Source organism: Streptomyces sp. NPDC059679, from assembly GCF_042734105.1.
Classification (GTDB): Bacteria; Actinomycetota; Actinomycetes; order Streptomycetales; family Streptomycetaceae; genus Streptomyces.
On record NZ_JBHWES010000003.1, the window covers coordinates 362,407 to 384,331 of the forward strand.

The 21,925-nt window shown below is 67.7% G+C and carries 17 protein-coding genes and 4 pseudogenes; 12 read left to right on the top strand and 9 right to left on the bottom strand.

Going from position 1 to position 21,925, the window contains the following annotated elements; genetic code table 11:
* The first annotated feature begins 110 nt into the window (after positions 1-110).
* Genes ACFV2X_RS06520 through ACFV2X_RS06535 form a run of 4 tightly spaced genes read left to right on the top strand, consistent with a single transcriptional unit; the run spans position 111 to position 4,702 of the window.
* Positions 111-1,430 (top strand): ABC transporter substrate-binding protein, encoded by a 1,320-nt coding sequence (locus ACFV2X_RS06520; protein WP_385612212.1) that lies wholly within the window; start codon positions 111-113, stop codon positions 1,428-1,430.
* A 14-nt stretch (positions 1,431-1,444) separates the two neighbouring features.
* Entirely contained in the window at positions 1,445-2,443 is a 999-nt protein-coding gene (locus tag ACFV2X_RS06525; protein ID WP_385612214.1) for a carbohydrate ABC transporter permease, read from the top strand.
* On the top strand, positions 2,436-3,308 hold the full coding sequence (locus tag ACFV2X_RS06530; protein WP_385612217.1) for a carbohydrate ABC transporter permease: 873 nt from the start codon (positions 2,436-2,438) through the stop codon (positions 3,306-3,308). The genes ACFV2X_RS06525 and ACFV2X_RS06530 overlap by 8 nt, the downstream gene beginning before the upstream one ends.
* A gap of 29 nt (positions 3,309-3,337) precedes the next feature.
* Entirely contained in the window at positions 3,338-4,702 is a 1,365-nt protein-coding gene (locus ACFV2X_RS06535; protein WP_385612220.1) for a GH1 family beta-glucosidase, read from the top strand.
* Positions 4,703-4,819: 117 nt separating this feature from the next.
* Here ACFV2X_RS06535 and ACFV2X_RS06540 read toward each other — a convergent pair whose 3' ends face one another.
* Positions 4,820-6,040 carry an MFS transporter gene (locus tag ACFV2X_RS06540; protein WP_385612222.1) on the bottom strand — a complete coding sequence of 407 codons (1,221 nt, stop codon included), beginning with the start codon at positions 6,038-6,040 and terminating at the stop codon, positions 4,820-4,822.
* A gap of 96 nt (positions 6,041-6,136) precedes the next feature.
* Here ACFV2X_RS06540 and ACFV2X_RS06545 point away from each other — a divergent pair, with 96 nt between their 5' ends.
* Complete coding sequence (locus ACFV2X_RS06545; RefSeq protein WP_385612223.1) at positions 6,137-6,589, top strand: winged helix-turn-helix transcriptional regulator; 453 nt, start codon at positions 6,137-6,139, stop codon at positions 6,587-6,589.
* An 84-nt stretch (positions 6,590-6,673) separates the two neighbouring features.
* Here ACFV2X_RS06545 and ACFV2X_RS06550 read toward each other — a convergent pair.
* Positions 6,674-7,379 (bottom strand): annotated as a pseudogene (locus ACFV2X_RS06550) (alpha/beta fold hydrolase).
* A gap of 36 nt (positions 7,380-7,415) precedes the next feature.
* Here ACFV2X_RS06550 and ACFV2X_RS06555 point away from each other — a divergent pair.
* Positions 7,416-8,082 (top strand): annotated as a pseudogene (locus ACFV2X_RS06555) (IS5 family transposase).
* On the opposite strand, the gene ACFV2X_RS06560 reads toward ACFV2X_RS06555, so the two are convergent.
* Complete coding sequence (locus ACFV2X_RS06560; RefSeq protein WP_385612226.1) at positions 8,044-8,640, bottom strand: hypothetical protein; 597 nt, start codon at positions 8,638-8,640, stop codon at positions 8,044-8,046. The pseudogene ACFV2X_RS06555 and the gene ACFV2X_RS06560 sit on opposite strands and share 39 nt — an antisense overlap.
* A 262-nt stretch (positions 8,641-8,902) precedes the next feature.
* Between ACFV2X_RS06560 and ACFV2X_RS06565 the strand changes: the two genes are divergently transcribed.
* On the top strand, positions 8,903-9,718 hold the full coding sequence (locus ACFV2X_RS06565) for a class I SAM-dependent methyltransferase (protein WP_385612229.1): 816 nt from the start codon (positions 8,903-8,905) through the stop codon (positions 9,716-9,718).
* Positions 9,719-9,804: 86 nt separating this feature from the next.
* On the opposite strand, the pseudogene ACFV2X_RS06570 reads toward ACFV2X_RS06565, so the two are convergent.
* Positions 9,805-10,885, bottom strand: a pseudogene (locus tag ACFV2X_RS06570) (DUF5937 family protein).
* Between the two features lie 232 nt (positions 10,886-11,117).
* Here ACFV2X_RS06570 and ACFV2X_RS06575 point away from each other — a divergent pair.
* Together ACFV2X_RS06575 and ACFV2X_RS06580 are read left to right on the top strand one after the other, a co-directional pair.
* Positions 11,118-11,546 carry an alpha/beta fold hydrolase gene (locus tag ACFV2X_RS06575; protein WP_385612232.1) on the top strand — a complete coding sequence of 143 codons (429 nt, stop codon included), beginning with the start codon at positions 11,118-11,120 and terminating at the stop codon, positions 11,544-11,546.
* A gap of 108 nt (positions 11,547-11,654) precedes the next feature.
* A complete protein-coding gene (locus ACFV2X_RS06580) occupies positions 11,655-12,479 on the top strand; it encodes an SDR family oxidoreductase (protein WP_385612235.1) in 825 nt (274 codons plus the stop codon).
* Between the two features lie 114 nt (positions 12,480-12,593).
* Here ACFV2X_RS06580 and ACFV2X_RS06585 read toward each other — a convergent pair whose 3' ends face one another.
* On the bottom strand, positions 12,594-13,643 hold the full coding sequence (locus tag ACFV2X_RS06585) for an aldo/keto reductase (protein WP_385612238.1): 1,050 nt from the start codon (positions 13,641-13,643) through the stop codon (positions 12,594-12,596).
* A 114-nt stretch (positions 13,644-13,757) separates the two neighbouring features.
* Here ACFV2X_RS06585 and ACFV2X_RS06590 point away from each other — a divergent pair, with 114 nt between their 5' ends.
* Positions 13,758-14,228 (top strand): MerR family transcriptional regulator, encoded by a 471-nt coding sequence (locus tag ACFV2X_RS06590; RefSeq protein ID WP_385612241.1) that lies wholly within the window; start codon positions 13,758-13,760, stop codon positions 14,226-14,228.
* A gap of 258 nt (positions 14,229-14,486) precedes the next feature.
* Here ACFV2X_RS06590 and ACFV2X_RS06595 read toward each other — a convergent pair.
* A pseudogene (locus ACFV2X_RS06595) lies at positions 14,487-15,353 on the bottom strand (dihydrodipicolinate synthase family protein); the annotation flags it as partial.
* 551 nt (positions 15,354-15,904) lie between these two features.
* Complete coding sequence (locus tag ACFV2X_RS06600) at positions 15,905-16,582, bottom strand: SDR family NAD(P)-dependent oxidoreductase (RefSeq protein WP_385612244.1); 678 nt, start codon at positions 16,580-16,582, stop codon at positions 15,905-15,907.
* Positions 16,583-17,119: 537 nt separating this feature from the next.
* Between ACFV2X_RS06600 and ACFV2X_RS06605 the strand changes: the two genes are divergently transcribed.
* Together ACFV2X_RS06605 and ACFV2X_RS06610 are read left to right on the top strand one after the other, a co-directional pair.
* Positions 17,120-17,917 (top strand): ISL3 family transposase, encoded by a 798-nt coding sequence (locus ACFV2X_RS06605; protein WP_385612247.1) that lies wholly within the window; start codon positions 17,120-17,122, stop codon positions 17,915-17,917.
* Between the two features lie 514 nt (positions 17,918-18,431).
* Positions 18,432-19,400: a reverse transcriptase domain-containing protein gene (locus ACFV2X_RS06610; RefSeq protein ID WP_385612250.1), complete on the top strand. Its 969-nt coding sequence runs from the start codon at positions 18,432-18,434 to the stop codon at positions 19,398-19,400.
* A gap of 62 nt (positions 19,401-19,462) precedes the next feature.
* Here ACFV2X_RS06610 and istB read toward each other — a convergent pair whose 3' ends face one another.
* On the bottom strand, positions 19,463-20,236 hold the full coding sequence (gene istB / locus ACFV2X_RS06615; RefSeq protein ID WP_385612252.1) for an IS21-like element helper ATPase IstB: 774 nt from the start codon (positions 20,234-20,236) through the stop codon (positions 19,463-19,465).
* Positions 20,233-21,834: an IS21 family transposase gene (gene istA, locus ACFV2X_RS06620; protein ID WP_385612255.1), complete on the bottom strand. Its 1,602-nt coding sequence runs from the start codon at positions 21,832-21,834 to the stop codon at positions 20,233-20,235. The genes istB and istA overlap by 4 nt, the downstream gene beginning before the upstream one ends.
* Positions 21,835-21,925: the final 91 nt, after the last annotated feature.

Sequence of the window (21,925 nt, forward strand, 5' to 3'; positions counted from 1 at the left end):
TTAACTCACGTCGTAAATTAAGCCCTGAGAGGCTTCGGGAGTTGAACGCACATCGACGTGCCCGGACCCTCTTCGGCGTACTCGACTCCCGGAAAGGGACACCTGGAGCCATGCGCAGCATCCGAGCCGCGGCCATCGGCGCCGTCACCTTGTCACTCGCCTTTGCCGCCACCGCCTGCGGAGGTGGTTCGTCCACGGCCGGAAACGGGTCCAACGACTCGCCCAAGACGCTCACGTACTGGGCCTCCAACCAGGGCGCGAGCATCAACGTGGACAAGAAGGTCCTTCAGCCCGAACTCGACAAGTTCAAAGACCAGACCGGGATCACGGTCAAGCTGGAGGTGGTGCCCTGGTCGGAGCTGCTGAACCGGATCCTCACCGCGACCACCTCCGGCCAGGGCCCCGACGTGCTGAACATCGGCAACACCTGGAGCGCCTCGCTGCAGGCATCCGGGGCCCTGCTGCCGTGGGACGCCGAGAACTTCCGCACGATCGGTGGCAAGGACCGCTTCGTGGACTCTGCCCTCGGCTCAACGGGAGCGCAGGGCAAGGACCCGGCCGCCGTACCGCTGTACTCGATGGCGTACGCGCTCTACTACAACAAGAAGATCTTCGCCGACGCGGGCATCGCCGAGCCGCCCGCCACCTGGGACGAACTGGTCGCGGACGCCAAGAAGATCAAGCAGCACGGCGCGGCGGCGCTGGGCGCCGAGGGGTCGAACCTGTCGGAGAACATCCACCACGCCTTCGTCTTCGCCAAGCAGCACGGCGCGGACTTCTTCACCGCCGACGGCAAGCCGGACTTCACCTCCGACGGCGCGGTCGCCGCGGTCAAGCAGTACGTCGACCTGATGGCCAAGGACAAGGCCATCCCGCCGGGCAACGCCGAATACGCCCAGAACCAGTCCCTCAGCGACTTCGCCAAGGGCAAGACCGCGATGGTGCTGTGGCAGACGGCCTCCGCCACCTTCAAGTCGCTGGGCATGAAGGACGACGAGTGGGGCGTGGCCCCGGCGCCCACCCCCTCCGGCACCCCCGGCACCGGCACCTCCGTCAACTCGATGGTCGCCGGCATCAACATGGCCGTCTTCAAGAACACCGACAACCACGACGGCGCCCTGAAGTTTGTGAAGTTCATGACCAGCGACGCCGAGCAGAAGATCCTCAACACGGCGTACGGCTCCATCCCGCCCGTCAAGGCCGCCCAGTCCGACCCCGCGTTCAACAGCCAGGCCACGGCCGTTCTGCGCAACACCCTCGCCAAGAGCGCGGAGGCGCTGCCGCAGGTCCCCCAGGAGTCCCAGTTCGAGACGGCGGTGGGCACAGCCGTCAAGGAACTGTTCGCCGACGCCGCCGCCGGACGCGCCGTGACCACGGAGTCGGTGAAAGCCCGGCTCCACAAGGCCCAGCAGCAGATGCCGGCGAAGTGACCGCGGACAGTCCCATGACCACCACGACCGCCACCGCACAGGTCGACAAGCAGGCGGCGCCGGGGAAATCCCCCGGTGCGGCGCGAGGCCCGCGCCGCACCGGGCGGATCCGCCGCATCGCACTGCCGTACCTGCTGCTCCTGCCGGCCCTGCTGCTGGAACTCCTGGTCCATCTGGTGCCGATGGCGATCGGCATCCTGATGAGCTTCAAGGAGCTCACCCAGTTCTTCATCCGCGACTGGACCACCGCCCCCTGGTCCGGCTTCGACAACTACGAGCTCTCGGTGGACTTCGACGCGCCGGTCGGCGAGGCGCTGCTCCACTCCTTCCTGGTCACCTGCGGATTCACCCTGCTGTCGGTCGGCCTGTGCTGGCTGCTCGGCACCGCGACCGCCATCTTCCTGCAGGACACCTTCCGCGGCCGCGGCCTGCTGCGCACCCTGTTCCTCATCCCGTACGCGCTCCCCGTGTACACCGCCGTCATCACCTGGGCGTTCATGTTCCAGCACGACAACGGCCTGGTGAACCACGTCCTGCACGACCAGCTCGGCCTCACCGACAAGCCCTCCTTCTGGCTCATCGGCGACAACAGCTTCATCGCGCTGCTCACCGTGTCGGTGTGGAAGGGCTGGCCGTTCGCGTTTCTCATCGTCATGGCCGGCCTGCAGAACATCCCCCGGGAGCTCTACGAGGCGGCAGCCCTCGACGGTTCGGGTATGTGGCAGCAGATCCGCCACGTCACCCTGCCCTCGCTGCGCCCGGTCAACCAGGTGTTGGTGCTGGTCCTGTTCCTGTGGACGTTCAACGACTTCAACACGCCGTTCGCGCTGTTCGGCAAGGCGGCGCCGGAGGCCGCGGACCTCATCTCGATCCACATCTACCAGTCGTCGTTCGTCACCTGGAACTTCGGCACCGGCTCCGCCATGTCCGTCCTCCTGCTGCTCTTCCTCCTCGTGGTGACGGGCGTCTACCTCCTGCTGACCTCCCGACGAAGGAAGACAGCCGATGTCTAGCGGCACATCCAAGCCCCGCTCACCGATGGCCGCCTCGAGGTCCTTCCTCTGGGCCCGCCGGATCTTCCTCACCCTGCTCACCGGCTTCGTCCTGGTGCCGGTGTACGTGATGATCTCCAGTTCTCTGAAGCCGCTGCAGGACGTGTCGGGGAGCTTCCGCTGGCTGCCCAGCGGGCTGACCATCCGCCCCTACATCGACATCTGGTCGACCGTCCCGCTTGCCGACTACTTCGTGAACTCGGCCATCGTGGCGAGCGCGGCCACGGTCTGCTCGGTGGTGATCGCGGTCTTCGCCGCCTACGCGGTCAGCCGCTACCGCTTCCGGGGCAGGCGCGTGTTCACCGTCACCGTGCTCTCCACCCAGATGCTCCCCGGCATCCTCTTCCTGCTGCCCCTGTTCCTCATCTACGTACAAATCGGCAACACCACCGGCATCGCCCTCTTCGGCTCCCGCGGCGGCCTCATCCTCACCTATCTCACCTTCTCGCTGCCGTTCTCGATCTGGATGCTCATCGGGTACTTCGACTCGGTCCCGCGCGACCTGGACGAGGCGGCGCTGGTGGACGGATGCGGCCCGCTCGGCGCGCTGCTGCGGGTCGTCGTCCCGGCCGCGACCCCCGGCATCGTCGCCGTGGCCGTCTACGCCTTCATGACCGCCTGGGGCGAGGTGCTCTTCGCATCCGTGATGACGAACGACACCACCCGCACCCTCGCCATCGGCCTCCAGGGCTACGCCAGCCAGAACGACGTCTACTGGAACCAGATCATGGCCGCCTCCCTCGTGGTGAGCGTCCCCGTGGTCGCCGGATTCCTCCTGCTGCAGCGCTATCTCGTCGCCGGACTCACCGCCGGAGCCGTCAAGTGACCGGCCATCCCCTCTCCGAAAGGACGTACGTGTCCGAACTCCTGGATCTCACAGCCCTCCCGCACGACTTCCTCTGGGGCACGGCCACCTCGGCCTACCAGATCGAGGGAGCCGTCGCCGAGGACGGACGGTCGCCCTCGATCTGGGACACCTTCTCGCACACCCCCGGCAAGATCGCGGGCGACGACCACGGCGACGTGGCCTGCGACCACTACCACCGCTGGCGCGAGGACATCGGCCTGATGAAGCGGCTGGGCACCAACGCCTACCGGCTGTCCATCGCCTGGCCACGGGTGATGCCGGGCGGTGACGGGCCGGTCAACGCCAAGGGCCTGGCCTTCTACGACGAGCTGATCGACGGTCTGCTGGAAGCGGGCATCATCCCCTCCGTCACCCTGTACCACTGGGACCTTCCCCAGGCGCTCCAGGACCGGGGCGGCTGGCCCGTGCGCGACACCGCGGAGCACTTCGCCGCGTACGCCTCGGTGACGGCCGACCGCCTCGGCGACCGGGTCCACCACTGGACCACCCTCAACGAGCCGCTGTGCTCCGCCTGGATCGGCCACCTCGAGGGCGTGATGGCGCCCGGCCTCACGGATCTGACCGCGGCCGTCCGCGCCTCGTACCATCTGCTGCTCGGCCACGGCCTCGCCACCCAGGCGATCCGGGCCGCAGCACCGGGCGCCGAGGTCGGCATCGTCAACAACCTCTCCACCGTCCACGCCGCCACCGACCGGCCCGGGGACCTGGCGGCCGCGCGGCGCATGGACGGCCACACCAACCGCTGGTGGCTGGACCCCGTCCACGGCCGCGGATTCCCCGCGGACATGCGCGAGGTATACGAAGTCGAACTGCCGGAGCACCCCGGCGACCTGGAAACCATCGCCGCGCCTCTGGACTGGCTGGGCCTGAACTACTACTTCCCGGTCACCATCACCGACGCCCCCACCGCCCCGGCCCCCCACGCCCACTCCGTCCGCCGCCCGGACGTGCCCCGCACGGGTATGGACTGGGAGATCGACCCCACCGGCATCGAAACCCTGCTGCTGCGCCTGACCGACGAATACGGCGCCCGCAAGCTGTACGTCACCGAGAACGGCTCCTCCTACCCCGACGCCATACGCCCGGACGGCACCGTCGACGACCCCGAGCGCCAGGACTACCTCATCCAACACCTCGCGGCCTGCGCCTCGGCAGCCCGCAAGGGCGCCCCGCTGGCCGGCTACTTCGCCTGGTCGCTGCTCGACAACTTCGAGTGGGCCTACGGATACGACAAGCGCTTCGGGCTCGTCCACGTCGACTACCGCACCCAGGCCCGCACCATCAAGGGAACCGGCCACCGCTACGCGGAGATCATCCGCAGCCATCGTGACCGGGTCCGCCACGCCGCCTGAGAGCAGCGAGCAACACCACCATGACCGGGGCCGTGGAACCCGGCACCCACCCGCGCGACGGCCGGGCCACGGTCACACGGCTTGCCCGGCACACCTGCACGAGACCGACCGCGCCGCTTACTTGGCCGTGAACGCCCACAGCACGAGCCCGAGGCAGCTGAACGCGGCACCCAGTGCGCATACGGCGCCCCAGCCGGCCACCGTGTAGAGGGAGGTCGCGGCGATGGCACCGGTGGCGCTGCCGATCGAGTAAAAGACCATGTATCCGCCGATCAGCCGGCTGCCCGCGTCCGGGTGCAGCGCGTAGATCAGGGTCTGGTTGGTGACATGGACCGCCTGCACGGCGAGGTCGAGAAGGATCACCCCGACGACCAGGGCCCAGAGCGAGTTGCGAGTGAAGGCCAGGGGCAACCACGAGGCGGCGAGCAGTGCCAGGGCGATGCCGGTGGTCCGCCGGGAGAGTCCGCGGTCGTTCAGGCGGCCCGCCACGGTCGCGGCCAGGGCGCCGGCGACGCCGATCAGCCCCAGCGCCCCGATCGCGCTGTGGGGCAGGAAGTACGGGGCCTCGCTGAGCGGCAGCGCGACGCTGCTCCACAGGGTGCTGAAGGCGGCGAAGATCAGCAGACCGAACAGGGCTCGGAGCCGCAGCAGCCGTTCCCGTGCGAACAGGGTGACCGTGGAGCGCAGGAGCTGTCCGTAGCGCAGGGGTGTCGGCGGAGCGTCACTGTGGCGCGGCAGCACTCGGTACAGGACCAGGGCGAGCAGGGCGGTGAGCGACGCCGAGGCGACGTATACGGAGCGCCAACCCGCGAGATCGGCCATGAGGCCGGATGCGGTGCGAGCGAGCAGGATTCCGATGACCACCCCGCTGGTGACCAGACCGACGACCCGCCCGCGCCCGGCGGGAGGGGCCAGTGATGCCGCGAAGGCCACCAGCGTCTGCGTCACGACCGCGAGAAGCCCCGTCGCGGCCATGCCCGCGAGCAGGATCGCCGCCGTGTGGGCGGTGGCTGTCACGGCCAGCGCCACCACCAGGAGCAGCAGCTGGGTCACGATGAGCCGTCTGCGGTCGGCCACATCGCCCAGCGGCACGAGGAAGAAGAGTCCCAGCCCGTATCCGACATGTGTGACGGTGACCACGCTGCCGACAAGTGCCGGGCTCATGGCGAGGTCGTGGCCCATGGTCACCAGGAGTGGCTGGGAGAAGTAGACGTTGGCCACCGCTGCCCCGCAGGCGACGGCGAACAGTATGACGACACCCCGGGACAGGACGAACGCGGAACCTTCTCCGCTTCGGGCCTCGGTCTGTCGTGTCACAGCCTCACCGCTGCCGGGCATCGGCGCTCCTCCGCGTATCTGGTTTTATCTTGCTACCAATGGCGACGGTAACTTTCTTGGTAGCATGTTGCAACCGTCGTGAGAGTGAGGGATGCCATGGTGACCAGGACGCGCTTCGACGACAGCGAATGTCCCGTCGCCCGGTCGGTGGACGCGATCGGCGACTGGTGGTCCCTGCTGATCGTGCGGGACGCCTTCGACGGCAGTCGGCGCTTCGGGGAGTTCCAGCGCAGCCTCGGCGTGGCGAAGAACATCCTCAGCGCGCGTCTGCGCACCCTGGCCGCCGGCGGTGTCCTCGAATCCGTCCCCGCCGCGGACGGCAGCGCCTACCGCGAGTACGTACTGACTCCGAAGGGTAAGGCGCTCTTCCCCGTCATCGTGGCGCTGCGGCAGTGGGGCGAACAGCACTTCTTCGCCTCGGGCGAACCGCACTCGGAGTTGGTCGACCGCCGACAGGGGCATCGCCTCCGCGCACTGGAAGTGCTGTCTGCGGACGGGCGACGGCTTGACCCCGACGACACCATCGTCCACAAGGTCTCCACCCAGTGATCTGAGCCGGAGACCCGGTGCCGACACACGGCTCTGCCGATGATTCCGAGGCTTCGACGAGCGCGCCTGTCTTTCACGGCACTGTCACCGTCGCTGTGATCGGATTTTGGCTCCATCGGAGATGAGTGCCCGGGGCCGGACTGACCGCTTCCAGGCGGTCAGCCGATCCAGAATTCCCGCCACCTCCGCCGGGCGCAGGAGGAAGCCGACATGACTTGTGTCAAGGGTGTGCACGTCATACGGGTTATCGGGCGTCAGCGCGTCGGCCTCGGCGATCAGACGATCCTGCATCGCCACCGGAAGTGAGCGGTCGCCGGTGAGTCGAATGTACGTACGGGCGATCGTTCCCCAGGTGTCAGCCTGACCGCGAGCATCCGCTGTCATCACGGCAAGCGACTCATCAGGCTGCAGAATGTTGATAAAGGCACGGAACTGCTCGTCGGTGGCATCCGCCATGACCGCTGCCTTGAGCGCGGCCAGCAGGTCGGGATCGGCCGTGCGGTAGTTCGCCCGCCCGACGCCGAGTCCGGCCGGGTCGCCCACGTTCAACGCGGCCAGCGGGGCCAACAGGTTGTCGACGATTCGAAGGCTCGACCGCCCAGGCGTCCAGGTCCTGCGGGGTTTGATAGGCCACCGGGTACTGCGCGTCAAAGCCATGGCCCGGTAGATCGACGGCGAAGCTGCGATGGCCGAGCAACGCAAGTTCCCGCTGGACGGGCGCCCACATGAACGAACTGGAGCCAGAGCCGTGGACCAGCACGAACGTAGGGCCGACATGGTGAGTACGCATGATCCGGATCGTAATGACCACACCGCCGCCTGACCTCTGGTTTTTGGCCTGGCCGGGCGACATTTCCGTGGTCGGCGGTGGGCTGACCACCGCCGCACTCTGGAGGCCATCGGGTGGAAGTACCGCACCTGCTCGCCCTGGCGCGATCTTCCGGACGAACTCGGCTCGTTCCAGACCGCTCACAAACGGCTGGTCAGGTGGGCCGTGGATGGCACCTGGGAGCGTATTCTCACTGCGTTCCCGGCAGCGGCCGACGCCGGTGACGACATCGGCTCGACCGTGTCGGTGGACTCAACCGTCTGCCGCATCCATCAACACGCCGCCGGAGCCAGGGAAAGGGGGCTTCGGATCGCTGTGAACCAGGCGATCACGGCCTCGGCCGCTCCCGCGGCGGCCTCAGCACGAAAATCCATCTGGCCAGCGCCAGCCATGCGCGGCCTCTGTCCTTCATCATCACTGCCGGCCAGGCGGGAGACGCACCGGCCTTTGAGGCCGTGATGGCAAGCCTTCGTGTTCCGCGGAGCCGACGTGGGAGACCGAGAACTCGCCCGGAGGCCGCCCATACAAGCAGCGCAGCGCGGTCGAGCGATGCGTCAACCGGCTCAAGCAGTGGCGTGGACGGACCATGCGAACAGACAAACTGGCCATTGCCTACCGGGCCGCTCTACATCTCGCCGCCATCCTCATCTGGACCCGACGCTGACCAGCGATGCGCCGAACCACCGGCCCCCGTCAGCCAGCCGGTAGCGCCCACCACATCGCTTGCTATCTCGACAACAGAACGCCCATCGGTCGCCACTCGCACCGTGTCCGCAGGCGCCTGCTCGTTCAGCATCCGCGCCTTACGGGCGCTGCTCTTGAGCTCGTGCTCCAACTCGGAGCCGAGTTCCCGACATGTCAGCCGCTCATGGGCGGTGGCATCGGAGGCGGTGAGCAGTACTCGCACGATCCTCACACCTGCACCCATGGCGCGTTGAAACATGCCCTCGCTGTCAGTCAACACGCTCACGGTGTTCGTGTAGATCAGTCGGCGGTAACCCAGCTCAGCGTAATTCGACCACACTGCCGTGAGATTGCGCTCGGCGATCTTTTTGCGACTGGGGTCCCCTTCCGGAGCAGGATGCGCCTGCCCCATGAAGTCGCCCTCGATGACGCAGTGAGGAATCATCGCGACGCGCAGCCGTGCTGAAACCTGCCACCCCACCGTCGTCTTGCCGACGCCTGCGCGCCCCCCGATGAGCAGCACCTCTGCTTGATTCATCACTGCACCCTGCCACCGAGTGGCTGAGTCACGCGAACAAGTTGTCCGGAGAACACAGCGAGACAGGACCTGGCCTGCGCGGGTGATCCGCGCAGAGAAGACGTCCTTTGGCACCGAGCGACCGACGGCGGCTGGCCCGGCCACACTGGGGTCGGCCGCCACAGTGTCTACGACATGGTGAGCACCGCTTCCTGCAAGTGGAACTCCCGGGACGTGACAATTCACATGCGGCGCACCTCGGCCGACCAGTACGGTCGCGGGCATGACCAACACGGAGACGGACTGGCTCCAGCTCAACCGTGAGAACTGGGACGACAGGGTCCGTATTCACGCGGTCAGCAACTTCTACGACCTGCCCGGATTCCGAGCCGGCGGGTCCACGCTGCGTTCGTTCGAACTTGACGAGGTCGGCGATGTGTCCGGCAAGCGCCTTGTGCACCTGCAGTGCCACATGGGCCAGGACACTCTGTCATGGGCACGCCGTGGCGCGGAGGTCACCGGCCTGGACTTCTCCCGTGCCGCCATCCGCATTGCACGCACGCTGGCCGAGGACATCGGCATGACGGACCGCGCACGGTTCGTCGTCTCAGACGTCTACGAAGCGCCCGCAGCGCTGGACGGGGAGCGCTTCGACATCGTCTACACCGGCCTCGGAGCCCTGGTCTGGCTACCGGACCTACTCCGCTGGGCCAACGTGGTGTCCTCCATGCTGAAGGACGGCGGAACCGTCTACCTCGCCGAATTCCACCCGCTCACCGAGCTGTTGGGCGAGAACGGTAAGAGTCTGGAACACGACTACTTCCAGATCCAGGCGGAGACCTACGACTTCCCGCACACCTACACCGACGGCCCTCCGCTCACCAAGACGGTCTCGGTCCAGTGGCAGCATCCACTCGGAGAGGTGGTGACCGCACTGGCGCAGGCCGGGCTCCGGATCGAGTTCCTGCACGAGCACGCCACCACACTCTTCCAGCGCTACCCGATGCTGGAGCGCTCCAGGAACGGGGAGTACCGCTTCCCAGCCGGCCACCCACGTATCCCATTGATGTACTCGATCCGTGCGATCAAGAGCGCCTGACGAAGCCGGAGACCGTCATGACTGGCCTGCTCGGGCGGGACAGATTCCTGCCTGCGGTCGCCCGCGTTCTGGCAGGCCGAAGCTACTCAGCGCAGTACGGCCGCCAGCAGGTCGGTACCCAGCGCCGTCAGATCGGGCAGATTGAGGGTGTAGCGGACGTAACGACCGTGCCGCTGGGACGTGAGCAGGCCGGCGCGGCGCAGGACAGCGAGGTGGCGGGAAACCTCCGGGGGTGAAAGTTCCCAGACGTGGGCCAGCTCAGCGCTGGTGTGCGGGCCTCGGGCCAGGGTACGCAGCAGTCGCAGCCGTACCGGATGTGCGAGTGCCTCCAGCCGTAGTGTGACCGTTTCCAGCGATACCGGCTCTGATGGACTCGGCTCGGCCACGGGGTACTGCACCACCGGCTGCCACCCGGGCGCATGGACCACCACCAGGCGTGGGCTGCCGAAGACACTGGGGACGAAGGTGACCCCGGTGCCGTGGGCGGCGGTCGCCTTGTCCTGCAGCTTGTCCACGATGATGCAGTCGCCGTCCGGTGCCAGGGTGACCGCGGACCGATGCGAGTGCCGCTCCGATGCCCTGGCGCTTCAGTAGGTCATTCTTCAGGCGCAGGTCGGTGGCGAGCCGCACGGCGACGCCCGTCCAGGCGGCGTCGAAGAAGGCCTCGGCGCACTGTTCGAAGGTGTGGCGCACCCGCGCCCGCACAGCGGCCGGGTCGGCGAGCAGCCGTTCCGCGAAGGCATCTTGCCGCGCGCCGCGGGCCTGGGCCAGGTCCAGGGCCCGCTCGCGCGCAGCGGCGTCGGTGAGCGGCGACGGCGCGGCGAAGTGGGTCCGGTTGCCGCCGTACGTGGTGACGAGCGCGGCGGTCACATACGTTTCGTCGTCGATCCGATCCACGTCGTCCAACTCCTCGGCGAGGGTGGGCCGAGGCCGGGCGGGGATCAGAAAGTCGGCTTGTGAGGAACGCCAGAGGAACTCCGCCTCCCGCAACCGCTCGGCCAGCTCCGGCCGCAGCCCGGCCCAGACATCCCCGGCCCAGCCGGCGAGCTGCGGATGGTGCCCGGGTTCGGCCAGTACGTGCAGCATCGCGGTCAGCTCGGCGAGCGGGGAGGCGGCGAACCGCAGTCGCTCGGACGGCAGGCCGCTGATGTCGATCCTCAATGTCACCCCTCATCATCACTGATCGGATGGCCGACTACGGCGTCGGTTGACGGTGTCCGTCAACCGACGTGTCCAGCCCGGCGGCCGACCGCACCGTTTGACGCCATGGCAACCACCACCAAGATCCAGCCCCGTGCCCTCGTCCGTGCCTCCGGAGGCCCCCGCTATGCCGTCGCCCTGGCCGTGATCCTCTGCGATGCCAGCCGACTGCGAGCTTCCTCCGCCGGCCGAGGAGTTCATGCGGTTCGTCTACGTCTCGGCCGCGCGCGTCGATGGGTCGGATGCCGACTCGGTGATCGAGCACAAGGTGGCTTACGCGCGCATGCTCGCGGGGGGTCGGCGCCCGTTCGATGAGACCACCGCCCGCAGTCTTGTCCGTCGTGATGTCGAGCGTGCGCATGATTTCACCGCGGCCCGCAACCACGACTCACTTCCGGACGGCGAGCTCTCACAGGCGCCCCTGTCCTCGATCGCGGTGCCCACGCTGGTCATCCACGGGACCGCCGATCCGATGTTCCCGCTCCGGCACGGTGAGGCACTGGCGGAACAGATCTCCGAGGGAAGGCTGTTGGTTCTGGAGGACGCCGGCCATGGGGTCGAGCGAGCCGACTGGGCGACGATCGTCCCCGCAATCCTCGAACACACCGCCGCAGACAGCGCTGGCTAGGGTGTGTCCAGGAACGTTCACGGGGTGTGGCGGTCAGGCCGGTGACACGTTTGCCGAGGCTCGGGCGACCTGCCTGGGCGTAGCGGGGCTGCCCTATCGTGGGGCGCCATGAGGGTCTTGATCATCGGCGGCAGTGGGTTTCTGGGGACGGAGCTTGTGCGTCAGGCGACTGCTGCAGGCTGGGAGACGGCCGCGACGTACTGTTCCCGCCCGGGCAGCGTGCCCGGAGCCTCGTGGTACCAGCTCGACCTTCGTGCCCCCGAGCAGGTCGATGAGGTACTGGCGGCGGTGGCTCCCAGTGCCGTCATCAACGCGACGAGCGGAGGGAGCGACTGGGCGGTCACCGCCGACGGCTCGATCCGCGTGGCGGTAGCCGCGGCGAAGCGCGGTTGCCGCCTGGTCCACGTCTCCAGCGATGCCGTGTTCTCCGGTTCCCGGATTCACTACGACGAGGCCTGCCTGCCAGATCCTCTCACCCCTTATGGTGCGGCAAAGGCGGCCGCCGAGACCGCTGCGCGGCTGCTGGCGCCGGCCGCTGCGGTCGCACGCACCTCGTTGATCATCGGGAACGGCGGATCCGTTCACGAGCGCATGGTCCACGCCCTGGTTGCCGGCACCCGCGACGGCGTCCTGTTCACTGACGACATCCGCTGCCCGGTGCACGTCGAAGACCTCGCCTCCGCTTTGCGGGAACTCGCCATGTCCGACCAGGCCGGGATGTTCCACCTGGCCGGAGCGGACGCCCTCAGCCGTCACGAACTCGGCGTTCTCATCGCCCGACGCGACGGACTCGACGCAACCCGGCTGCCTGCCGGGCGCCGAGCCGATATCCCCACGCCCGGAGCCCTGGACGTCCGCCTCGACAGCAGCGCCACCCAGGGACGCGTGCGCACACGGCTGCGTGGAGCGCGAGAGTTCCTCCAAGCCCGGTAGGACGAGAGCGGGTCAGCATCAGCTGACAGCACCTCATACCACTCGGGTCGCCTCAATGTGGCGGGGGTCGGCTGAGCCCGGCCGCCCCCACGGGGACCGCCGGACCAGGCAGCCTCAGGCCGCGGCGCGTTCGGCGAGTGAGCGGCGCCGCAAGGCGGTGTCGGTCAGCGATCGCGGAGGGAAGGAGGCGCTGGGGTTGTACCGGTTCACCCCGGGCGGCACGATCTCGTCGATCCGGTCGAGGGCCGCATCATCCAGGGTGAGCGCGGCGCCCTTGAGTAGATCCTCCAGCTGTTGCATGGTCCGCGGTCCGATGATCGCCGAGGTGACGGCGGGGTGGGCCACGGTGAAGGCTACGGCGAGCTGCGGGAGGGTGCAGCCGATGCTTGTCGCGAGTTCGATGAGCTGCTCGACGGCATCGAGCTTGGCGGCGTTTTCGGCGATCGCGGGATCGAAGAACGCCGGGCGGAGCGCGGCGCGGCCGGCTGCCAGGTCGATGGGCTGGTCCTTGCGGTGCTTGCCAGTGAGGAATCCGAAGGCGAGGGGGCTCCAGACCAGTACCCCCATTCCGTAGCGCTCGCAGACGGGCAGGAGCGAGGCCTCGATCCCGCGGGCCAGAATCGAGTAGGGCGGCTGGGCGGTGCGGAAACGTCCGAGGCTGCGGCGCTCGGAGACGTGGTGTGCCTCGACGATCTCCTCGGCCGGGAAGTTCGAGCAACCGAAGGCGCGGATCTTTCCCTGGCGCACGAGGTCGCTGAGCGCCGAGAGCGTCTCCTCGATGTCCGTGGAGTGGTCGGGGAAATGGATCTGGTAGAGGTCGATCCAGTCAGTGTTCAGGCGCCTGAGGCTGTCCTCGACCGCCTTGAGGATCCAACGCCGCGAGTTGCCACTGCGGTTGCGGCCCTCGCCCATCTGAAAGTGGACCTTTGTGGCGAGTACGACGTCGTCACGGCGCCCCCGGAGCGCCTTTCCCACGATCTCCTCGGACTCACCCTGTCCGTACATGTCGGCGGTGTCGACAAAGTTGATCCCCTGGTCGAGGGCGGCGTGGATGATGCGGACACAATCGTCGTGGTCGGGGTTGCAGCCATCCTGGAACATCATGGTCCCGAGGCAGTGGACACTGACCTCGATACCGGTTCCGCCGAGGGTGCGATAGCGCATGGTGATGCTCCCTGTTCAGTTCAACCGATCACGCAGAGCGACAGAAGCGTCGAACGCACGAGTCACCCTAGGAACTAGACTCGGCTCTAGATCAACCCCGTTACTCTGACCGCCATGGCAGAGATCACGACAAGTCTGAGCATCGGACAGGTCGCCGAACGCACCGGTTTGAGCGTTCACGCGCTGCGCTTCTACGAGCGCGAGGGCCTCTTCGTCAACGATGTGCGACGCGGACCTGGCGGACGCCGCGTCTACAGCGAGGATGACGTGGACTGGCTGACCGTCTGCATCATTCTCCGCGCTTCAGGCATGCCCCTGCCCGCGCTACGCCGATATGCCGACCTCGTCAGAGAGGGCGCCGGTAACGAGGAAGAACGGCTCACGCTCATGCGCGAGCACCATGAGCACGTCACCGCCCAGATCGGCAGGCTCACTCAGTCCCTGGACCTGATCAGGTTCAAGGTCGGGGTGTACGAGGACCTTGTCGACCAAGGCGGCGTCGCCGCCCATCAATGCCACGCCCCATCCCCTTCGGCTGACGAAGAACGCACGCCACTGCTTCGCCACGAAGCAGTGGTCGAGTAACCGGCGGCGACCACGATCGCTCGTCGCCGCCTCACCGCCTCGTGTCGCGCTGCGGGCAGCAGGAGGCGGCGGAAGGGCGACCAGCCCACCCAGCAGGACCGCTCGGGCTCCGGCGCGGTCGGCGAAGGTGCGGAACACCGGTTTGAGGATGACCTCCGTGCCGTCGTACAGCGCCGGCAGCACCCCCGGAGAGAGCATCGACCGGGCCAGAACGGCATCGCCCGCACCGAGGAGCGACCAGTGACAAGCAGGCGGACGCTACGCCGGGAAGAGGTCGGGCAGCAGTCGGTGGGCGTCGGCGCGGGCCGGTGCGACAGCGTCGACGGGCGCCGACGACGCCGGCCAGCGCAGCGTTACGCCGATGTCTGCCCAGCCACCGACGGTGGCCAGGAACTTGTCCAGGGCCGGGTTGGACAGCCCGCGGGCCTGCAACGGCGCGAGGTGCCGGACGAAGAACTCGCCGATGCGCCGCTCCACGTCAGCCGCCGCGGCAGGATCCGTCATCATCAGCCGATACCACGCGACCGCGCCGCGAGGCGTCATGGCTGCGATGTTGGAGTAGCTGCCGTGCGCGCCACGGGCCAGCCCGGACGCCAGCAGGTGGCCTGGCACGAAGATCGACAGCTGGGGCACGGCCTCCGCCATGGCCGCGTGCCAGGCGTCGCCGCCCCCGGCCATCTTGACCCCGACGAGTTGGGGGACCTGGGAAGTCACCCGTTTGAGAAGCGGCGGCGGCACCTGGGTCTTGGCGTGCGGCGGGTTGTAGAGCACCAGCGGCACGTCGCCGGCGGTCTCGGCTGCACCGACCAGGAATCGCACGGCCTCGGCGTCGCTCAGCGGGACCCAGTCCGGGAGGATCACCTGGATGGCGCCCGGCCGGAGCGCGGCCGCGCGCCCGATGCGATCGAGCATCGTCGGCGTGGCCGGATGCGAGGCACCGATCTGGTACGGCAGCCCCGCCGCCTCGTACCGCTGTGCCAGCACCGCGTTCACCCGGTCGAACTCGGCTTCGTCGAGGGTGTGGAACTCGCCTGCGGTGCCGTGAGCGTAGATGCCGTCGATGCCGCTGGTCAGCAGCACGTCGAGTTGGCCCGCCAGCCGGTCCCAGATGATGTCGCCTCGCCCCTCGACGGGGAGTAGGAGCGTTCCTCACACTCCGGTGACCTGGTCCGCCGCCAATGGCTTCATCGACGCTCCCTCCCGACGCGGCGAGTCTAGAAGATCGGTTTGAGGGGGCAGTGCGCATCGGCGGACGCGGCCGGAGCGAACACAGACGGCCTCAGCGACGGTGAACGACGTCTCGCAGCGCAACCAGTCCTTGCGGGGGAGCGTTCGGGGGCGAAATCTGCGACTGCCTGAATGGACGGGCTGACGAACTGTTCGAGCTCACCGACGCCCCACTGCGCACGGACGGGCCTGGGCTGGCCGTACTTGGTCCAGCGTAGGCCGCGTCGGAGGCCGGGTCGCACCTCCTGGGCCGCGGCCGCCCAGGATGCGATCCGTCTCCAGCCCGCGGCCGACCACGCAGCCGTAACCGCCGTCCAACTGCGCGAGGTCGAGCTCACCCCGGCCCGGGTCCGTCGGGGATGCCGGAACCTCCACGCGAAGACCTCATCTCCAGCGCGTGTACCGCAACCTTCCAGGCGGGGCCCAGGACACCCCTCCCTGACATGCGTTCAGCCCGAGACGGGAGTGTCAGGCTGCATCTCGTAGGAGTGCTGAATGGCTTGATGCAGGGCCCCGAGGCCATCCGTGACCTTGCGCTCCCAGAGAACCTGCTGGAGTTGCTTGGTCTCTACGAGCATCGACGCGGGCTCCAGATTGCGGAAACTGTCGACCTCTCGGGCAGCGACAGCGGTCAACGCCGTATAGACCGCTTCAGGGGCGAACTGTGCTCGAGGAGACGGGTCGTCCTCCCAGCTCTCCCAGGTCTGGAACATGCGGTCGTTGAAGCCGGTCAAGAAAGGTCCCGGGTTGATCGTGGCGACCTCGACGTTGTACTCCTGCAGCTCGTAGGCCATGGTTTCGGCGATCGCCTCGATCGCATGTTTGGAAGCGGAGTAGATACCAGTGAAGGGGTTGACGTTCAGGCCCTCGGGGGAAGTGAGGAGCAACGGTCCGGTGACGTTGACTTCGAACTGGTGCCGGATATTCGATGCGGGAATGTCGACTGTTGAGCCGCCTTCGCCGACTCCTGCGTTGTTCACCAGGATTTCCACACCCCAGTTGAGAGCCTTGCGGCGATCACCATCGTTGGTGACATCACGCTTCTCGACCTGCAGGCTCACCCCTTGCTCGGCCGCTTGCCGCTTCCGCGTCTGGACCTGAGCGTAGATCTCCACCGCGGCGATCACGCCAAAGCCCCTTCCGCCAAACGCATCGCAGCCTCGTACCCGAATCCGGTTGCGGCTCCCGTGATGAGCACTTTCTTCAGCGCACGATTCGCCGGCCGAGGCGCGCCGACGCGCTGTCCTCACGGAAATATGTTCCCTTCACGGCTGCGGACCCGACCGCTGAACTCGATCAAATTGAGACTGTGCCCCGATCTCAATGCCATGGTGCTACACACCCCGCCGACGCACGATCCGACCACGGTCCGGCAGGGCCACCCGTCCGATGAATCCGATGACAGGCGTGGCAAAAGTCGTTGGTGTACCAGTCATGCGCCTGCCTGCGCACTGTTCGGATATTACTGAGTTTGAACTCGGGTTGTCGTCCGCCACCATCACAAGGCGTGGTACAGGGGGAGCCTGGCTTTCTTCACGAGTCGTGGCTCTGGCACAGCTTCCGTGCAGCGGCCACTGTGAGTGACAGCTGAACGTCTCGGGACAGCTTCGGAAGTCGCCCGAAAATCAGCCGTTGCCGCAGTGGTTGGGCTGAAAGTCCGGGCCGTGGAAGAGGTCGCGCTCCGGCTGAAGGAGCTGTTGTTCCCGTCGATCGCGGACTTTGCGGTGCTGTCGGTAGACGTGAATATCGAGATAGTGCGTGTTGACGCGCAGTGCACGACGGTCGGAGCCGCCTGCCCGGGGTGCGGCGCCTGGTCGACCCGGGTGCATAGCTCCTACCTGCGGTTTCCCGCTGACGCACCGAGCGCCGGACGAAGAGTTGTGCGCCAGTTACGAGTTCGGCGGTTCCGATGCCGCAACACCATGTGCGCCCGCCGGACCTTCGTGGAACAGATACCCGGCCTCACTCGCAGGTACGGCCAGCGTACTGAGCGGCTGCGCTCCGCTCTGGCCGCAGTCGGCCTTGCCCTGGCCGGACGGGCTGGGGCCCGGCTGGCTTCCGTCCTCGGCGTGTCCGTCAGCCGGAGCACGGTCTTGCGCTTGGTCGACGCTCTTCCTGAGCCGGAGGTGCCAGCGCCGCGGGTGGTCGGCGTCGACGAGTACGCCACCCGCAAGGGCCGCCACTACGGCACGGTGCTGGTGGACGTCGAAACCCGTCGTCCGATCGATCTGCTCCCGGACCGAGAGGCATCCAGCCTGGCCGCCTGGCTCGGACAGCGCCCCGGTGTCGAGGTCGTATGTCGGGACCGCGCGCCGTTCTTCGCTGAAGGCGCCGCTGCCGGAGCACCGCAGGCGGTGCAGGTCGCGGATCGGTGGCATCTCTGGCGCGTGCGCCGTGAAGCGCTGATTGATCGTGTGGAGGTGAGAGACCTTCGCCGCCGTCCTGTCGCAGCAGGGCGGTGAAGCCGGGGGCAGCCCGACCCGGGAGGTGCCGGGGAGGGTGGCAAGCGGCCCCGACGAAGCCGGGACGTATCAGCACTGCCAGATGGTGCGGGTCCGGCGAGCGAGACGGAGAGGTATACGAGAGGAACCGGTGTTTGAAGCCTCCTAAGGTGCCATCAGCTCGAACCTGGCGGATCTGGGCTGGTAGCGGTGCATGCTCGCCTTGTGCCATGGCGGGCAACTCCCGGGCGGATGTTCCAGACGGTTCGGGAGGCCACGGTGAAGTGCTGCGGGGTAGCCGTGGCGATGCCGCGGGGGTATAGCCGGGTGCCTACTCCGACGAGCGATCAATCAGTGAACACGGGAACCTCCCCAGCCTCGCCCCTCGCCCGCGCCTCCAGCGCGGGCGGGCCGGGCCGGGCACACCGTCTGCCGATCAGGCTGTGGGAGGGGCGGAGCCGCCGTAGTACTCCGAGCCGGGGAGAGCCCCGCACATGGGGAAGGGCGGCAGCGAGATCGCAAGGGAGGTACTGCAATGTCCGGAGAATCCGGGGTGGATGCCCCGGTCGTGTGGCCAGTGGCCGATGTCGCTGAGCTGCGGGTACGGAGGATGCAGATCAAACTGCACCGTTGGGCGGCAGCCGATCACGGCTTCCGGTTCGACGATGTGTTCAACTTCGTCTGTGACCCGGCCACCTTAGTGATGGCTTTCAAGCGGGTCGCAGGAAACACCGGAGCCCGGACGGCGGGCGTGGACGGCGTTCGCGCCGACCACGTGCGTGCGGCCGGGGCGGAAGCGTACCTGGACCACATCCGCTCTCAGCTGAGGGCAGGGGCCTTTCGGCCAATGCCGGTGCGTGAGCGGATGATCCCCAAGACGGGCGGGAAACTGCGCCGGCTGGGGATCCCGACCATCGCGGACCGGGTGGTGCAGGCCGCGCTGAAGCTGGTCCTGGAACCGATCTTCGAGTCGGACTTCCGTCCGTGCTCGTACGGGTTCAGGCCCAACCGGCGTGCGCACGACGCCATCGCCGAGATCCATCTGTTCGGTTCCCAGGGCTACCGCTGGGTGCTGGACGCGGATATCGAGGCGTGTTTCGACCGCATCGATCACGCGGCCCTGATGGGCCGTGTGAGAGCGCGGGTGAAGGACAAGCGGGTGCTGACGCTGGTGAAGGCGTTCCTGAAAGCCGGGATCATGACCGAGCTCGGCGAACGGGACGAGACCACCTCCGGAACACCGCAAGGAGGGATCCTCTCGCCCCTGCTGGCCAACATCGCCCTGTCCGTGCTCGATGGCTTCGCCGCCGAGGAATGGGCAGCCGTAATGTCGAGTCGGCGGGACCGCGAACGACGACGGCACCGGGGCCTGCCGACCTGGCGACTGGTCCGCTATGCGGACGACTTTGTCATCATGGTCCACGGCACCCGGGAACACGTCGAAGATCTTCGCGGACAGGTGGGCGAGGTCCTGGCCGGGATGGGCCTGATGCTCTCCCTGTGAACGATCGCGTAATTCCCCGGGGCTGAGTTCACGTAATTCCCCAGCCCCGGAGCAGGCGGCGGTTACTTGATCTTGGGGCTGTTCGGCTTGTCGGTGCGGTTCTTGGGGCGTTTGTTCGGCCGGTAGCTGGGGCCGTTCATGATGACTTGGTGGCTGGTGTTGATGAGCCGGTCGAGGAGGGACTCGGCGACGACGGGGTTGGGGAAGAGGGGATACCAGTCGCTGGGCGCCCGGTTGCTGGTGATGATCAGGGACCGGCCCTGCCGCTCGGAGACGAGTTCGTAGAGGTCGTCGGCCTGGCTTGCGTTGAGCTGGCGCATGGCGAAGTCGTCAAGGATGAGGACGTCGGGCCGTACCAGTTCGCGGATCCGTTTCTCCCAGGTGCGGTCCGCGTGGCCGCCCGCGAGGTCCGCCAGGATCCGGCTGGTCTTGGCGAAGCGGACGTGGGCGCCCTGGCGGACGGCGAGGTGGCCGAGGGCCTGGGCGATGTGGGTTTTGCCGACCCCGACCGGGCCGAAGAGGATCACGGACTCGCCGGCGTGCAGCCAGCGCAGGGCGCCCAGGTCACGGATCTGGGCCGCGGGCAGTTTCGAGGAGGCAGTGAAGTCGAATTCCTCCAGGGTGACCTGCTGCTCGAACTTCGCCCGCTGAAGGCGCCGTTGGAAGGCGACGGTCTCGCGGCGGGTGATCTCGTCCTGGCAGAGGACCTGGAGGAAGTCGAGGTGCCCGAGCTCGCCACCGTGGGCCTGGGCCAGGCGGGCGTCGAGGGTCTCCAGCATGCCGGACAGCCGGAGGGCTTTGAGTGACTCGCGCAGGGCAGTGTCCATCACGGTCATCGGGCTTCCACCTCGGCTTCGTCGTGCACCTGGTCGTCGTGGGCGTCGTTCGCCGTGTCGGGGGTCGTGACGGTCGGGGCGAAGAGCTGGGCCGGTCCGTGGAGGAAGGCTGCGGCCCCGGCGTCTCCGCTGGTCTCGGGCTCGGGATCGGTCTCGGTGCCTGCGAGGAGGATGCCTTTGACGGTGCGGTAGGAGGGATCGCCGGCCGCGAGGGCCCTGGCGCAGGCGGCTTCCAGCCGCGTCTCGCCGTACTTCTTCCGCAGACCGAGAACCCCTTGGGCGGCGCGGAGTCGGTAGAGGGCGTTGACTTCGAGGAGCTGGTCGATGACCTCGCGGCAGGCGTCGCCGATCTCGGATGCCTGGCTGCGGCACCAGACCGGGGTGCGCATCTGGAAGGCGATCTTCTCGGGCGGGTAGTCGTGGCGGTCGGTGCGTTTGCCCTGCTCAAGTGCCGCGTGAGTCTTGACGAGTTCGCCGTCGAGGAAGACTTGCACCATGGTGGCGGTGGAGCGGACGTCGACCTTGCGGCCGATCAGCTTCCAGGGCACCGAGTAGAGGGTGCGACCCACCTTGATGTGGATGTCCGGGCCGACCGTGGCCGTCGACCAGCGGGCCAGCACGAACGGGGTAGGCGGCAGCGGCAGCAGCTCGGCCGCCTCCAGCGCCTCGAACACCGCCAGTGGGGCGGCCCCGTCCAGAGGCCGGCACTGCCGGCGCCCGGCGACCTGCTGGCTCCAGGTCACCGCCTCGGCCTGCATGTGCTCGATCGAGGTGAACTCCCGTCCCCGCCAGAACGAGTCGCGGACATAGGGCATGGGCCGCTCCACCCGGGGCTTGTCCTTCGGCTTCGAGGCCCGTGCGGGATCCACCAACGCGCCGTAGTGGGTGGCTAGTTCGGCATACGCCTTGTTGATTTTCGGGTCGTAGAGGTCGGGCTTGTCCACCCCGGTCTTGAGGTTGTCCGGCACCAGCCGGCGCGGGACACCGCCGAAGAAGCGGAAGGCGGCGACGTGTGCTTCCGTCCAGGCCTGCTGGTCCAGATGCAGCACCGGACGCACGAACATGTGCCGCGAGCAGGGCAGCACCATCACGAATGCCCAGACCCGGTGCCGCCTGCCGGTGCGCGGGTTGATCCACTGCCCGAGGAAGCCGTAGTCGATTTGGGCCTCCGAACCTGGCTCGACCTCGTCCCGCAGGACGGTGACCTGCGACCTTGCCGCCTCGTCCGGCAGCGTGGCGTGCACCCAGCGGCGGAAGGAGGAGATCGACACCTGGAGCTTGTGCTCGTCGCGCAGCCGCTGGTGGATGGTCGAGACGGTGACTGTCCCCAGCAGGTTCTTGATGTAGTCGCGGTGCTTGTCGATCTCCGGCCAGGTCACCTGCCGCAGCCGTCTGTCGGCCAGCCCCGGGAACCACTCCTTGATCAGTTTCGACCAGTCGGCCTCGCTCATCGGTGGCCCGCCCGGGGTGATCCCGGATGCCTCCGCCGGGGCCAGGTACTTCCTGACCGTCTTGCGGTCCACCCCCAGCGACGCGGCCAGCGCGCTCTTCGAGCGGCCCGCGTACCAGTGAATGTAGATCTCGGTAATGTCGACCACGACGAACGTTCTCCTCGCCATCCAGGCTGCCCATCGGCCTTGCGAACCGCAGGACGAGGAACATGAGCAGCTCCGCGACGACCAGGTCCCT